The sequence below is a fragment of the Stutzerimonas sp. KH-1 genome, assembly GCF_054483855.1.
Genome location: NZ_CM137011.1, coordinates 37,586 through 50,696 on the forward strand (window position 1 = coordinate 37,586; position 13,111 = coordinate 50,696).

Annotated in this window: 12 protein-coding genes; 3 read left to right on the forward strand and 9 right to left on the reverse strand. The window is 64.9% G+C overall.

Going from position 1 to position 13,111, the window contains the following annotated elements; all coding sequences use genetic code 11:
* Positions 1-1,008: a nucleoid-associated protein YejK gene (gene yejK, locus ACX1DW_RS00170; protein ID WP_063542399.1), complete on the reverse strand. Its 1,008-nt coding sequence runs from the start codon at positions 1,006-1,008 to the stop codon at positions 1-3.
* Between the two features lie 124 nt (positions 1,009-1,132).
* Between yejK and ACX1DW_RS00175 the strand changes: the two genes are divergently transcribed.
* The 3 genes from ACX1DW_RS00175 to ACX1DW_RS00185 all read left to right on the forward strand — a co-directional run bounded on the left by ACX1DW_RS00175 (position 1,133) and on the right by ACX1DW_RS00185 (position 2,970).
* Positions 1,133-2,344, forward strand: a complete 1,212-nt coding sequence (locus ACX1DW_RS00175) for an MFS transporter (protein ID WP_133456388.1) — start codon at positions 1,133-1,135, stop codon at positions 2,342-2,344.
* Positions 2,344-2,466, forward strand: coding sequence for a hypothetical protein (locus tag ACX1DW_RS00180; protein ID WP_256359738.1), 123 nt, complete (start codon positions 2,344-2,346; stop codon positions 2,464-2,466). The genes ACX1DW_RS00175 and ACX1DW_RS00180 overlap by 1 nt, the downstream gene beginning before the upstream one ends.
* 312 nt (positions 2,467-2,778) lie before the next feature.
* Entirely contained in the window at positions 2,779-2,970 is a 192-nt protein-coding gene (locus ACX1DW_RS00185; protein ID WP_133456389.1) for a hypothetical protein, read from the forward strand.
* 42 nt (positions 2,971-3,012) lie between these two features.
* Here the strand turns inward: ACX1DW_RS00185 and rlmF are convergent, their stop codons facing one another.
* From rlmF to ACX1DW_RS00225, 8 genes are all read right to left on the reverse strand, one after another.
* Positions 3,013-3,984 (reverse strand): 23S rRNA (adenine(1618)-N(6))-methyltransferase RlmF, encoded by a 972-nt coding sequence (rlmF, locus tag ACX1DW_RS00190; RefSeq protein ID WP_458992474.1) that lies wholly within the window; start codon positions 3,982-3,984, stop codon positions 3,013-3,015.
* A gap of 57 nt (positions 3,985-4,041) precedes the next feature.
* The gene (locus ACX1DW_RS00195; protein ID WP_013983665.1) at positions 4,042-5,211 is read right to left on the reverse strand and encodes a YbfB/YjiJ family MFS transporter; all 1,170 of its coding nucleotides are present in this window, start codon (positions 5,209-5,211) and stop codon (positions 4,042-4,044) included.
* 97 nt (positions 5,212-5,308) lie between these two features.
* Positions 5,309-7,135 (reverse strand): SLC13 family permease, encoded by a 1,827-nt coding sequence (locus tag ACX1DW_RS00200; protein WP_458992475.1) that lies wholly within the window; start codon positions 7,133-7,135, stop codon positions 5,309-5,311.
* Positions 7,136-7,140: 5 nt separating this feature from the next.
* Positions 7,141-7,437 carry a winged helix-turn-helix domain-containing protein gene (locus tag ACX1DW_RS00205; protein WP_208216544.1) on the reverse strand — a complete coding sequence of 99 codons (297 nt, stop codon included), beginning with the start codon at positions 7,435-7,437 and terminating at the stop codon, positions 7,141-7,143.
* Between the two features lie 57 nt (positions 7,438-7,494).
* A complete protein-coding gene (gene nhaD / locus ACX1DW_RS00210) occupies positions 7,495-8,877 on the reverse strand; it encodes a sodium:proton antiporter NhaD (RefSeq protein WP_063542413.1) in 1,383 nt (460 codons plus the stop codon).
* Positions 8,878-9,258: 381 nt separating this feature from the next.
* On the reverse strand, positions 9,259-12,093 hold the full coding sequence (locus ACX1DW_RS00215; protein ID WP_458992476.1) for a valine--tRNA ligase: 2,835 nt from the start codon (positions 12,091-12,093) through the stop codon (positions 9,259-9,261).
* 107 nt (positions 12,094-12,200) lie between these two features.
* Positions 12,201-12,587, reverse strand: a complete 387-nt coding sequence (locus tag ACX1DW_RS00220; RefSeq protein WP_133456394.1) for a DNA polymerase III subunit chi — start codon at positions 12,585-12,587, stop codon at positions 12,201-12,203.
* A gap of 71 nt (positions 12,588-12,658) precedes the next feature.
* A complete protein-coding gene (locus ACX1DW_RS00225) occupies positions 12,659-13,078 on the reverse strand; it encodes a DNA polymerase III subunit chi (protein ID WP_011914152.1) in 420 nt (139 codons plus the stop codon).
* Positions 13,079-13,111: the final 33 nt, after the last annotated feature.

The following is a 13,111-nucleotide window of genomic DNA, read 5'->3' on the forward strand; positions in this document are numbered from 1 at the left end:
TCAGTCCTTGCGGCGCTTGAGCTGGTCCTTGAGCTGGGTGGGCAGCTGGCGAATGATCAGCATGTCGCGGTCCTCGTCGTATTCGATCTTCGAGCCCAGAAGGTGCGATTCGAAGCTGATCGACAACCCCTCGGCGCGGCCGGTGAAACGGCGGAACTGGTTGAGGGTGCGCTTGTCCGGCGGAATCTCTGGCGACAGGCCGTAATCCTTGTTACGGATGTGCTCGTAGAAGGCCCGCGGGCGGTCCTCGTCGATCACCCCGGAGAGTTCCTCGAGGGTGATCGGCTCGCCCAGCTTGGCCTGGGTGCTGGCGTAGTCCACCAGTGCCGAGGTCTTTTCGCGCGCCTGCTCCTCCGGTAGGTCCTCGCTCTCCACATAATCGCTGAAGGCCTTGAGCAGGGTGCGCGTCTCGCCCGGGGCGTCGACGCCTTCCTGGCAGCCGATGAAGTCGCGGAAGTACTCCGATACTTTCTTGCCGTTCTTGCCCTTGATAAAGGAAATGTACTGCTTCGACTGCTTGTTGTTCTGCCACTCGGAAATGTTGATGCGCGCCGCCAGATGCAACTGGCCCAGATCCAGATGCTTGGCCGGCGCCACATCCAGCGATTCGGTCACTGTCACGCCTTCGCTGTGATGTAGCAGGGCGATGGCCAGGTAGTCGGTCATGCCCTGCTGGTAGTGCGCGAACAGCACGTGGCCGCCAGTGGACAGGTTGGATTCCTCCATCAGCTTCTGCAGGTGCTCGACGGCCTGGCGGCTGAACGCTGTGAAGTCCTGATTGCCTTCCATGTACTGCGCCAGCCAGCCACTGAATGGATAGGCGCCGGATTCGCCGTGGAAGAAGCCCCAGGCCTTGCCCTGCTTGGCGTTGTAGCTTTCGTTGAGGTCCGCCAGCAGGTTTTCCATGGCCTGCGATTCGCCCAGCTCCGAATCGCGGGCGTGGAGGACGGCTGGGGTTCCGTCCGGCTTTTTCTCGATCAGATGAACAATGCAGTGGCGAATCGGCATGAGGTACTCATAGAGGTGGGTAGAACAGCTGCAGTTTAACCGAGCGGGACAGTTCGACGAGCAGTTGCTAAGGCTCAGGGTATCCTGAGTAAACTGCTCGCCTTTTCTCCAAGGAATGACGTTCATGACTGCTGCATGGCGCAACTCGGCCTGGATCCTCGCCGGTGGTTCGCTGATTCTCGCCATCTCGCTGGGGGTACGCCACGGCTTCGGCCTGTTCCTGCCTCCGATGAGTACCGAGTTCGGCTGGGGGCGCGAAGTGTTCGCCTTCGCCATCGCCGTGCAGAACTTGATCTGGGGCCTGGTGCAGCCGGTCACCGGCGCGTTGGCCGATCGTTTCGGCGTCGCGCGTGCCGTGCTCATCGGCGGCATTCTCTATGCGGTGGGCTTGGCGCTGATGGCGCTGTCCGATTCGCCGATGACGCTGACCCTTAGCGCCGGGCTGCTGATCGGACTGGGGCTGTCGGGTACCTCGTTTTCGGTGATTCTCGGCGCAGTCGGCCGGGCGGTGCCGCCGGAAAAGCGCAGCATGGCGATGGGCATCGCCAGTGCCGCGGGTTCCTTCGGCCAGTTCATCATGCTGCCGGGCAGTCTGGGGCTGATCGAATGGCTGGGCTGGTCCTCGGCATTGCTGGCGCTGGGCTTGCTGGTCGCCCTGATCGTGCCGCTCGCCGGCATGATGCGCAGTCCCGCGCAGGCACCGGCAGCGGCCGGTACGCAGCAGTCGTTGGGCGAGGCGTTGCGCGAGGCGGCTGGCCATTCCGGATTCCGCATGCTGGCGCTGGGCTTCTTCGTCTGCGGCTTTCAGGTGGTGTTCATCGGTCTGCACCTGCCGGCCTATCTGGTCGACCAGCACCTGCCGGCGCAGGTCGGCACCACCGTGCTGGCGCTGGTCGGGCTGTTCAACGTGGTCGGCACCTATACCGCCGGCTGGCTGGGCAGCTGTTATTCCAAGCCGAAGCTGCTCGCCGGGCTGTACCTGATCCGCGGGGTGGTGATCAGTGTTTTCCTGCTGATGCCGCTGACCGTCTGGAGCGCCTATGCGTTCGGCATTGCCATGGGCCTGCTGTGGCTGTCCACGGTACCGCTCACCAATGGCACGGTGGCGACCATGTTCGGCGTGCGCAACCTGTCCATGCTCGGTGGCATCGCCTTCCTGTTCCATCAGCTGGGCTCGTTCTTCGGCGGCTGGTTGGGCGGCTGGCTGTACGACCGTACTGGCAGCTATGACCTGGTCTGGCAGATCGCGATCGCCCTCAGCCTGATCGCCGCGCTGCTCAACTGGCCGATTCGCGAGCAGCCGGTGGATAGGTTGCGTACGGCGCAGGCCAGCTGATGCGTCGGCTTTGGCTCGGCGCGGCCGGTGTCCTGCTATTGGGCGCGCTGGCGCTACTTGCCTGGTGGGGCTGGCAGCGTGGTGGTCTGGCGCTGCTGCAGCTGGGCCTGGGCACCTGCTGAGCCTGGCGGCTGTGCCGCCGGTTTCCTCGTTCGATCCGTTTTCTTCTTCCGCTCCCGCAGTCTGGCGACCGCAACGGCCGCCAAACGGTACGGCGGGTAGGGAATCAATCGGCCAATCACTGCTCAAAGACGAAGCGGCGTAGAAGAAGTTAAGAACAAATCGCCGGTTCTTAGCAGCAAGCTATCGGCATTTGTGCGTGCACGCCCATGAACACGCTGCAGTCGGGGTCCCTGATCCAGGCGCGGCTGTCGCATAACCGTCATCAACAGTTGGTAAATACCTGCCGCACGCAGTCAATGGAGCAATAACCGATGTCCACTCTCACCGAACTCGCCCAGCAAATCGCCAAGCTCTATCCGCTACAGGACAAGCGCGTCGGCAAGCGATACCGCGTGGTGGGCGAGCTGGCCGGGATGACCGAACTGGAAGAGATCAACGGCGAGCCGCGCTACATCCGTACGCTGGCGCTCAAGGACCGCCAGGTCTGGGATATTGCCGTCTGATGCATCTACGGCATTGAGCGTCGCCGCGGTTCAGGTCCGCGGCTAGCGCTCGGCGCGCCAGGCAGCCTGTTCGGCTGCATCGAGAAAGGTCCAGGCGACGAAGCGGCTTTTCTTCTGCCCCTGTGCCATATCCAAAGCCTGAACCTGCCGCGCACCGAGGCGTTGCAGGCGTGCCATCAGCGGTGCCACGTTGCCGCCCTTCGATACCAGTGTACTGAACCGGTAGACCTGCTTGGCGAACGCCACGCTCTCGTCCGCCATGCGCGCGACGAATGCCGCTTCGCCACCCTCGCACCAGAGCTCTGCTGCCTGACCGCCGAAGTTCAGCTTCGGCAGCTTGCGGCTCGGGTCCAGCTTGCCAAGATTGCGCCACTTGCGCTGACTGCCGCTGGCAGCCTCGGCCTGCGAGGCGTGGAACGGCGGATTGCACAGGGTCAGCTCGAAGCGATCCTCCGCCGCCAGGATGCCCTTGAAGACCTGCTTCGGCGTGTCCTGTCGGCGCAACTCGATGGCCTTGTCGAGCCCGTTGGCGGCCACGATGGTGCGCGCCGAGGCCAGCGCCGTGGCGTCGATGTCGCTGCCAGTGAAGCGCCAGCCATATTCACGATGGCCGATCAGCGGGTAGATGCAGTTGGCGCCGGTGCCGATATCGAGCACCCGGACCGCGGCGCCACGCGGGATGACGCCGCCGTTATCGGCGGCCAGCAGGTCGGCCAGACCGTGCAGGTAATCGGCCCGTCCCGGCACCGGCGGGCAGAGGTAGCCGGCGGGAATGTCCCAGTGCTGGATGCCGTAGAACTGTCGCAGCAGCGCGCGATTGAATACCCGCACCGCATCCGGATTGGCGAAGTCGATGCTCTGCTTGCCGTAGGGATTGAGAATGACGTACTCGCCCAGCTCCGGGCAGGCGGCGATCAGCTTGGGAAAGTCGTAGCGGCCGCTGTGGCGGTTGCGTGGATGCAGCACGGCCTTCGGCTCGGCAGGGCGCGGCTGGGACGAGGTTTTGCGTGGCATCGGATCGACTGAAGGTTGGCGGCTGGGCGCGCATTGTCCCACAACCGCCTCGGCTGGCTAGTGCCGGCGCGGCACCATCAGCATCCACAGCAGGCCCCAGAGCAGCGCGCCGGCGCCAAGCCAGAAGGCGCTGTGCAGGCTGCCGCCCATGCCCATCCAGATGCTGGTCAGCCAGGGCGCAGCGAGCTGGGTCAGCCCGTACAGCGCTATCAGTGCCGCCGACAGGCGTGGGCCCTGATGCGGCTGCAGCGCGCGGGCCAGGCGCTGGGTCAGCAGCACGGTGCCGAGGAAGGTGCCGCCGACCAGCACCGCACACAGCAGGATGCCGACGGCTCCCGGCAACAGCAGCGCGGCCAGCACGCCGAGCAGCTGGGTCAGATAGCTCAGGCGCAGGGCGATGTCGTCGCCCAGGCGCACACCCAGACGGTTCCACAGCCAGGGCGAGGGCAGGGTCGCCAGCGCCACCACCAGCCAGCTGCCGCCGATGAGAAAGTCGCCGGGCTCCACCTGCAGGCGCGCCACCATGGGCAGAAAGGTCATCGGCAGGATGTAGCCCATCCCGGCGCCGGCGTAGGAAAGAAACAGCGGCGTGCTGGCGCGGTCGAGCAGCTTGCCACTCGGCGCCGTCGCGGACGGGGCGGGTGCCTGCTCGGTTGGCAGGTCCAGCCGCGACAGCTGGCGCCAGCCCCACCAGGCCAGCGGTATCGACAGCAGCGCCGCCGGCCACCAGCGATCGGCGCCCAGCAGGTAACCGTCGCTCAGGCTGACCAGCAGGCTGGACAGGATAAGGCCGACGCAAACCCCGAGGTAGACCAGCCCGCTGGCCGACACGCGTTGCTGGCGTGCCAGCCACTCGAGGATCAGCGAGGGCGCCTGGACGAACACCAGGCCATTGCTGATGCCGTTGGCCAGGCGCAGCGCGGCGAGGGCATCGGCGGATTCGGCCTGGGTCTGCAGCAGGCTGCTCAGCACGTGCAACGCCAGTGCCCAGGGCAGGCTGCGGCGGATCTGCGCGACGCGGTGCCAGCGCACCGCGAGCAGCGCGCCGATCAGGTAACCGAGGTAGTTCCAGCTGGCGATGCTGGCGCCTTCCTGCACGGTCAGCAGGCCGTCCTCCACCAGCCAGGGCAGCAGCGGGGTGTATACGAAGCGGCCAAGGCCGTGGACGACCAGCAAAAGAATGGCACCGGCCAGCAGGACCGGAAACAGTGCGACGCGTTGAGGCATGGAGTTGTTCTTTTTCGAATGAGGCCCCGAGCTTAACGGCTGTGCCACTTGCCCGCCATGCCATATTGAGCGTCACGGCGCCCTGTGTGATGCCGCCTCAGAGCGGAAACACCAGCGGTACCAGCAGCACCGCGACGATCATCACCAGCACGGTGAAGGGCACGCCGATGCGCACGAAGTCGCCGAAACGGTACTGCCCCGGGCCGAGCACCAGGGTGTTCACTGGCGAGGAGATCGGCGTCATGAAGGCGGCCGAAGCGGCGAGTGCGACGATCATGGCGAACGGGTAGGGCGAGGCACCCAGCTGTTCGGCGGTGGACAGTGCGACGGGTGCCATCAGCACGGCGGTGGCGGTGTTGGAGATGAACAGGCCGATCAGTGCTGTGAGCAGAAACAGGCAGGCGAGCAACGCATACGGCCCGGCATCGCCGAGAAGGCCGACCAGCCCCGAGGTGGCGAGGGCGATGCCGCCGGTCTTCTGCAGCGCGAGGGCGAAGGGCAGCATGCCGACGATCAGCACCAGGCTCTGCCAGTGGATCGCCTTGTAGGCGCTGTCCATGTCGATGCAGCGGAACAGGCCCATGACCAGACAGCCGATCAGCGCCGCCAGCACGTTGGGCACCAGGCCGCTGACCATCAGTGCGACCATCAGCGCCAGGCCGAGCAGGGCGAATGGCGCCTGGTTGGCCGCCGGCGCCACGTCGTCCACCTCCGCCGGCAGGCTCAGCACCAGGAAGTCGCGGCTCAGGCCCTGCAGGCGGTGGATGTGCTTCCAGCTGCCGGCAACCAGCAGGGTGTCGGCCGGCTTGAGCTTCTCGTCCACCAGCAGCCCCTGCAACGCCTCTCGGTTGCGCCGCAGCCCGACGACGTTGAGCTTGTGCCGGCTGCGAAAACCCAGCTGCTGGATCGTCTTGCCCGGCAGACGCGAGTCCGGCGGCAACGCCACTTCCGCCAGGCCCAGCTCGCGGGCGTGGTCGGCATAGTAGGAGGTGCTCAGCTGCAGCGGCTCGAGACCGAGTTCGCGGTAGGCCCCAAGCAGGCCGATGGCCGGGCTGGCCAGGTCCACCAGCAAGACGTCGCCGACGAACAGTTCGGTATTGCCGGTGGCCATCAGCAGCAGGTTGCGCAAACGTTCGTGGCGCTCTACCGCGATCACGTTGATGCCGTACTCGCTGCGCAGCCGCAGGGCGTCCAGCGCCTGATTGGCCAGGATCGAGCCGGGCAGCACGCGCAGGCGTCGCTCGCGCTCGTCGAGCCGGTAATCTCGCGCGAGATCGGCCAGGGTGTGTCGCGGTTCCACGGCCGGGCCGTGCTTGTCGGAGCCGAGCCAGCGCCGCGCCAGCAGCATGTAGCCAATCCCGAGCGCCAGGATCGCCAGGCCGATGGGCGTGAAGTCGAAGAAGGCGAAGCCCTCGAGGCCGGCGCGGCGCAGTTCGCTGTTGACCACCAGGTTCGGCGGCGTCGCCACCAGGGTCAGCATGCCGCTGATGAGGCCGGCAAAGGCCAGCGGCATCAGCAGGCGCCGCGGCGAGACCTTCATGCGGTTGGCGATACCCAGCACCACGGGAATGAAGATGGCCACCACACCGGTGGAGCTCATCACCGAGCCGAGCCCGGCGACCGCCAGCATCAGCAGCACCAGCAGGCGCGTTTCGCTGCTGCCCGCGGCGCGCATCAGCCAGTCGCCCAGGCGGTAGGCGATGCCGGTGCGTACCAGGCCGTCGCCGATGACGAACAGTGCGGCGATCAGCACCACGCTCGGATCGCTGAAGCCGGCCAATGCCTCCTGCACGCTGAGCACACCGGTCAGGGGCAGGGCGACCATGGCCAGCAGCGCGACCACGTCCATGCGCGGCCTGTTCAGCACGAACAGGCCGACGCAGCCGGCCAGCAGGGCGAGGACCAGCAGCAGGTCGCCGTTCATGGCAATCAGGGGTAATCGAGGATGGCTTTGATCTGCGGCAGGTGGCGTTCGATCCAGCCCCTGTCGATGGCGCCCCAGTCGCGGATCAGGTAGCGTCCAGCGTTATGCCGTTCGCCGTCGTCCTGGACGAAGACGCAGTCGATATCCAGGTCGGCTAGGGCAGCCAGGGTGTCCTGGGCGGTGCGGCGCGGCATACCGGTGGCTTCCATCAACGCCGGGACACTGCAGGCGGTGCCGCTGTCGATCAGCCAGGCGACGTAGAGTCGGCGGTAGAAGCTGGTTTTGGTCTTGCTGACGGTCATGGAAGGTCCCTGGCCAGGTCGTCTGTGGGGACAGCGACCTGGCCGGGCTCGCTACGTTCAGCGCAGGGCGAGCATGCCGATGTAGGTCGCGGCGCCCGCAGTGTAACCGAGGAAGGCCAGCAGGCTGACGCGCTTGATGTACCAGGTGAAGCTGATCTTCTCCATGCCCATCGCGGCGACACCTGCGGCCGAGCCGATGATCAGTGTGCTGCCACCGGTGCCGGCGCAGTAGGCCAGCATTTCCCAGAAGTTGCCGTCGACGACGAACTGCGACATCCAGCCGAGTTCTTCTGCAGCGGTTGCCGCCAACATCTTCTCGCTGACCAGCGGGTACATCTTCATGGCACCAGCCACCAGCGGCACGTTATCGACCACGGCCGAGAGCAGGCCGATGGCGTAGTTGATTGCATAGATATGGCCCAGCGACTCGCGCAGCGCGGTGGCGACCTGGGTCAGGTGGCCGGCGGTGGCGAGGCTGGAAACCGCCAGCAGGATGCCGAGGAAGAACAGCACGCTGGGCGTGTCGACCTTGCGCAGTACGCCGACCACCGAGAGCGGGTGCTTGTCCTCGGCGTTCTTGTTGCGGTGGATGAATTCGGTGGTCACCCAGAGCACGCCCAGACCGAAGAGAATGCCCATGTACGGCGGCAGGTGGGTCACGGTCTTGAACACCGGCACGAACAGCAGGGCGGCGAGACCGAGGCCCAGCACCAGGTTGCGCTCGAACACCGTAGTGGTCGGCGGGTGCTTCTCGGCCAAGTGGGCACGCGGCCGCGGCCGTGGCGCTTCGCCGCGCAGGGTGAAGCTGAGGATGATCAGTGGCACCAGCAGGCACACCAGGCTCGGCAGGAACAGTCCGCTGATCACGCCCGAGGCGGTGATCTGGCTGCCGATCCAGAGCATGGTGGTGGTCACGTCGCCGATCGGTGACCAGGCACCGCCAGCGTTGGCCGCGATCACCACCACGCCGACGAACAGCCAGCGCTCAGGACGGCCGCGGATCAGCTTGCGCAGCAGCGAGACCATGACAATGGTGGTGGTCAGGTTGTCCAGCGCCGCGGAGAGGAAGAAGGTGAGGAAACCGACGATCCACAGCAGGTGTACGCGCTTGCGGGTCTGGATGCGGTCGGTGATGGCCTTGAAGCCTTCGTGGGAGTCGATCAGCTCGACGATGGTCATCGCCCCGAGGAGGAAGAAGAGGATCTCCGAGACTTCGCCCAGATGGTGACGCAGCGCCTCCACCACCACCGCCGACGAGTCGGCCGGGTCATGGCTGCCATGCTGCAGCAGCGGCAGGATGTGGTCGGCGCCCAGTACCAGAATGGTCCAGGTGAGCACGGCGGTAAGGATCGCCGCGGCGGCCTTGTCTATTTTCAGTGGATGTTCAAAGGCTATGCATAGATAGCCTATGACGAACACGACAGCCATGAGTGCATACATCGGAGGGACTCCATCTTAAGGAACCTTGCCGGGCATGCGGGCGTGGCGACGCAGCCTCGGCGGCTGGCAGGGGCACGATTGGCTGTCACTGGTGAAACAAGTCGGGAACCGCGAAGGTGAGGCAGTCGCCTGCCACGGGAAAACGGTCGCGCGTCAGCGGCATGCATCAAGCATCACGCCTCGCTGCTGAGGGCTCATTTCATGTTGTCGAGCTGATCGTCTGGGCTTTAACGGCCTGCCAGTTTGTAAAGGGGTGTTTCGTGTGCGACATAGTGTAACAGCCTTGCCGGTAATAACTTGTCATCAATCAAGATGACCTCCTTAAGCAAAAAGGCCAGCACCTTTCGGGCTGGCCTTTTTCATTTTTTGCCGCTTCGCGGATCAGAGCGTGGCGATCCGCTGGCGCTGTTCCAGCAGCCTGGCCTTGGCCTGTTCGGCCTCGGCCAGCTTGGCGCGCTCCTTGTCGATTACCTCTGCCGGCGCCTTGTCGACAAAGCCGGCGTTGGACAGTTTTCCGCTGACGCGCTTGACCTCGCCGTCCAGTCGCGCGATCTCCTTGTCCAGACGCGCCAGCTCGGCATCCTTGTCGATCAGGCCGGCCATCGGCACCAGCACCTGCATGTCTCCAACCAGCGCAATGGCCGACAGCGGTGCTTCTTCACCGCCGCCGAGCAGGCGCACGCTTTCCAGCTTGGCCAGTTTCTTCAGCAGCGGCTCGTTGTCCGCCAGGCGGCGCTGGTCAGTAGCCGAAGCGTTGCCGAGCACCACGTCGATACGCTTGGCCATGGAGATGTTCATCTCGCCGCGGATCTGCCGAATGCCCAGCATGAAGGCCTTGACCCACTCGATATCGCCTTCTGCGGCTTCGTCGATGCGCTCCGGGTTGAACTCCGGCCAGGGCTGCAGCATCAGCGTCGGGCCGGACTTGCCGGCCAGCGGCGCGACGCGCTGCCAGATTTCCTCGGTAATGAACGGCATGAACGGATGCGCCAGGCGCAGCGCCGTTTCCAGCACGCGTACCAAGGTGCGGCGGGTGCCGCGCTGGCGTTCGGCGCTGGCGGTCTCGTCCCACAGTAGCGGCTTGACCAGCTCCAGATACCAGGCGCAGTACTCGTCCCAGATGAACTCGTAGAGTGCCTGGGCGGCCAGGTCGAAGCGGAAGGCCTCCAGCTGGCGCGTAACTTCGGCCTCGGTGCGCTGCAGCGCGGAAATGATCCAGCGGTCCACCGAGGACAATTCCACCGGTTCGTCGTTGGCGCCGGTGTCCTTGCCTTCGGTGTTCTCGAAGACGAAGTTGGCCGCGTTCCAGATCTTGTTGCAGAAGTTGCGGTAACCCTCGACGCGACCCATGTCGAACTTGATGTCGCGACCGGTGGATGCCAGCGAGCAGAAGGTGAAGCGCAGGGCGTCGGTGCCGTAGCTGGCGATGCCTTCGGGAAACTCGGCGCGGGTCTGCTTGGCGATCTTCTCGGCCAGCTTGGGCTGCATCATGCCGCTGGTGCGCTTGGTCAGCAGTTCATCGAGGGTGATGCCGTCGACGATGTCCAGCGGGTCGAGCACGTTGCCCTTGGACTTGGACATCTTCTGTCCCTGGCCATCGCGGACCAGACCGTGCACATACACGGTCTTGAACGGAATCTGTCCGGTCAGGTGGGTGGACAGCATGATCATCCGGGCGACCCAGAAGAAGATGATGTCGAAGCCGGTGACCAGCACGTCGGTGGGGTGGAAGGTCTTGAGGAAATCCGTCTGCTGCGGCCAACCGAGGGTGGAGAAGGTCCACAGGCCGGAGCTGAACCAGGTGTCCAGCACGTCCTCATCCTGACGCAGTTCGACGTTGTTGCAGAGGTTGTACTTGCTGCGCACCTCCACTTCGTCGCGGCCGACATAGACGTTGCCGGCTTCGTCGTACCAGGCCGGAATGCGATGCCCCCACCAGAGCTGACGGCTGATGCACCAGTCCTGGATGTCGCGCATCCAGCTGAAGTACATGTTTTCGTACTGCTTGGGCACGAACTGGATCTCGCCACTTTCCACGGCGGCGATGGCCTTCTCGGCCAGCGGCTTGGTGGAAACGTACCACTGGTCGGTCAGCCAGGGCTCGATGATGGTGCCCGAGCGGTCGCCGCGCGGCACTTTCAGCGCGTGGTCGTCGATCTTCTCCAGCAGGCTCATGGCGTCGAATTCGGCGACGATGGCCTTGCGCGCATCGAAGCGGTCCATATGCGCGTAGCCGTCCGGCAGGCTGCCGTCGATCTTGTCGTTCACCGAGCCGTCGATGTTGAACACCTGGGCACGGGCCAGGATGCAGGCGTTCTGATCGAAGATGTTGATCAGCGGCAGGTGATGACGCTTGCCCACCTCATAGTCGTTGAAGTCGTGCGCCGGGGTGATCTTCACGCAGCCGGTACCGAACTCGAGATCGACGTAGTCATCGGCCACGATGGGGATCAGGCGGTTGACCAGCGGCAGCATGACGTGGCGGCCGATCAGGTTCTTGTAGCGTTCGTCCTCGGGATGCACTGCCACGGCGGCGTCGCCGAGCATGGTTTCCGGGCGGGTGGTGGCGACCACCAGGTAGTCCAGGCCATCGGCGGTCTTGCAACCATCGGCCAGCGGATAACGCAGGTGCCAGAGATGACCCTTCTCGTCGTGGTTTTCCACTTCCAGATCGGAAATGGCGGTATGCAGCTTGGTATCCCAGTTGACCAGACGCTTGCCGCGATAGATCAGGCCGTCTTCATGCAGGCGTACGAAGGCTTCCTTGACCGCCTCGGAAAGGCCGTCGTCCATGGTGAAGCGCTCCCGCGACCAGTCCACCGAGCTGCCCAGGCGACGGATCTGCCGGGTGATGTTGCCGCCGGATTCTTCCTTCCACTGCCAGACCTTCTCGAGAAACTTCTCGCGTCCCAGGTCGTGACGGCTGGTGCCCTGTGCGGCCAGCTGGCGCTCGACCACCATCTGCGTGGCGATACCGGCATGGTCGGTGCCCGGCTGCCACAGGGTATTGCGGCCCTGCATGCGGCGCCAGCGAATCAGCGCGTCCATGATCGCGTTGTTGAAGCCATGGCCCATGTGCAGGCTGCCAGTGACGTTCGGCGGCGGAATCATGATGGTGTAGGGCTCGCCGGAGCCTTGCGGGGCGAAGTAGTTGTTCGATTCCCAGGTCTGGTACCAGGAAGTCTCGATGGCGTGCGGCTGGTAGGTCTTGTCCATGCGGCGGGACCCTTAAACGGCTGGTCGGAAAAACGGGCAAGTATAAAGGCAAACGGCCGCGAGATTTCGCGGCCGTGCGGATTAACTCTGCATTGGCGCGGGATGGCTCAGGGGCGGGGCGGCGGTGTACGCACCAGCCGGTCGATCCGGCTTTCCAGGCGGCGCTTGAGCTCGGCTTCGATCTGCGGCACGAAGTCGTCGATCACTTCCTGCAGGATCAGGTTCGCGGCGGTGCGCAACTCGTGATCGATATGCCGCTCGGCCAGCGAGCGGAAGGCGCTGCGCACGCTGGTTTCCCGCGGCTCGTCGTCGCTGGGGGTGGTGGCTGCGATGGCCGGTCCGGGTTCTACGATATCGGAGAGCAGCGGAATGCTATCGGGATCCACGGGGGCGCCTGTTGCGGCGGTGTCGGGGAAATCGTCGCCGAGCAGCGCGCGAATGGATTCGAGATCGCTCAGCAGTTCGGCGGGTTTGTTCGGGGCTTTCGGTGTCATCTGCGTGGTTCCGGGCTGGTGCATCCCGGCTGTTTGCCAGGGGGGATCCCTTGCTATCTAAATTGGAGCGGCTAGAGCTCGACCCTTTGTGGATCATAGCCCTGGCGCCGATACAGGCGAAAATTCTCCCGGCAGGCGGTCAGCAGCTGAGGCTCCTGGTTGACGATCTCGATGACCCGGCTGAAGCGGTCGATATGTGCCGAGAGTGTCGGTGCCAGGTTGATCAGCAGACCCTGGGCGGTCGGTGGTTCCTGTTCGAGCCCGATGACCACTGGCGCCTGCACCTCCTCGGCGTACTGCTCGTGCGGGATGAACCGTTCCGCGCGAAAGCTCCAGAGCAGCTCGTCGAGCCGGGTCGACTGGTCCTCGTCACTGCAGCGGACGAATACCTGCAGGCCATGTTGCCAGCCTTTGGCTGCCAGCTGGCAGGCCGCGCGCAGCCGCCCGAGCGGGTTGTCGTCCGGCAGCACGTAGAACTCGATGCGTGTCATGGACGTGCGCCCGCCGGCCCGGCGAGCGCGGGG

Bases quoted from the DNA above. Each gene is read 5' to 3' on its own strand.
- yejK (WP_063542399.1), bottom strand. From the start codon at position 1,008: ATGCCGATTCGCCACTGCATTGTTCATCTGATCGAGAAAAAGCCGGAC.
- ACX1DW_RS00175 (WP_133456388.1), top strand. From the start codon at position 1,133: ATGACTGCTGCATGGCGCAACTCGGCCTGGATCCTCGCCGGTGGTTCG.
- ACX1DW_RS00180 (WP_256359738.1), top strand. From the start codon at position 2,344: ATGCGTCGGCTTTGGCTCGGCGCGGCCGGTGTCCTGCTATTGGGCGCG.
- ACX1DW_RS00185 (WP_133456389.1), top strand. From the start codon at position 2,779: ATGTCCACTCTCACCGAACTCGCCCAGCAAATCGCCAAGCTCTATCCG.
- rlmF (WP_458992474.1), bottom strand. From the start codon at position 3,984: ATGCCACGCAAAACCTCGTCCCAGCCGCGCCCTGCCGAGCCGAAGGCC.
- ACX1DW_RS00195 (WP_013983665.1), bottom strand. From the start codon at position 5,211: ATGCCTCAACGCGTCGCACTGTTTCCGGTCCTGCTGGCCGGTGCCATT.
- ACX1DW_RS00200 (WP_458992475.1), bottom strand. From the start codon at position 7,135: ATGAACGGCGACCTGCTGCTGGTCCTCGCCCTGCTGGCCGGCTGCGTC.
- ACX1DW_RS00205 (WP_208216544.1), bottom strand. From the start codon at position 7,437: ATGACCGTCAGCAAGACCAAAACCAGCTTCTACCGCCGACTCTACGTC.
- nhaD (WP_063542413.1), bottom strand. From the start codon at position 8,877: ATGTATGCACTCATGGCTGTCGTGTTCGTCATAGGCTATCTATGCATA.
- ACX1DW_RS00215 (WP_458992476.1), bottom strand. From the start codon at position 12,093: ATGGACAAGACCTACCAGCCGCACGCCATCGAGACTTCCTGGTACCAG.
- ACX1DW_RS00220 (WP_133456394.1), bottom strand. From the start codon at position 12,587: ATGACACCGAAAGCCCCGAACAAACCCGCCGAACTGCTGAGCGATCTC.
- ACX1DW_RS00225 (WP_011914152.1), bottom strand. From the start codon at position 13,078: ATGACACGCATCGAGTTCTACGTGCTGCCGGACGACAACCCGCTCGGG.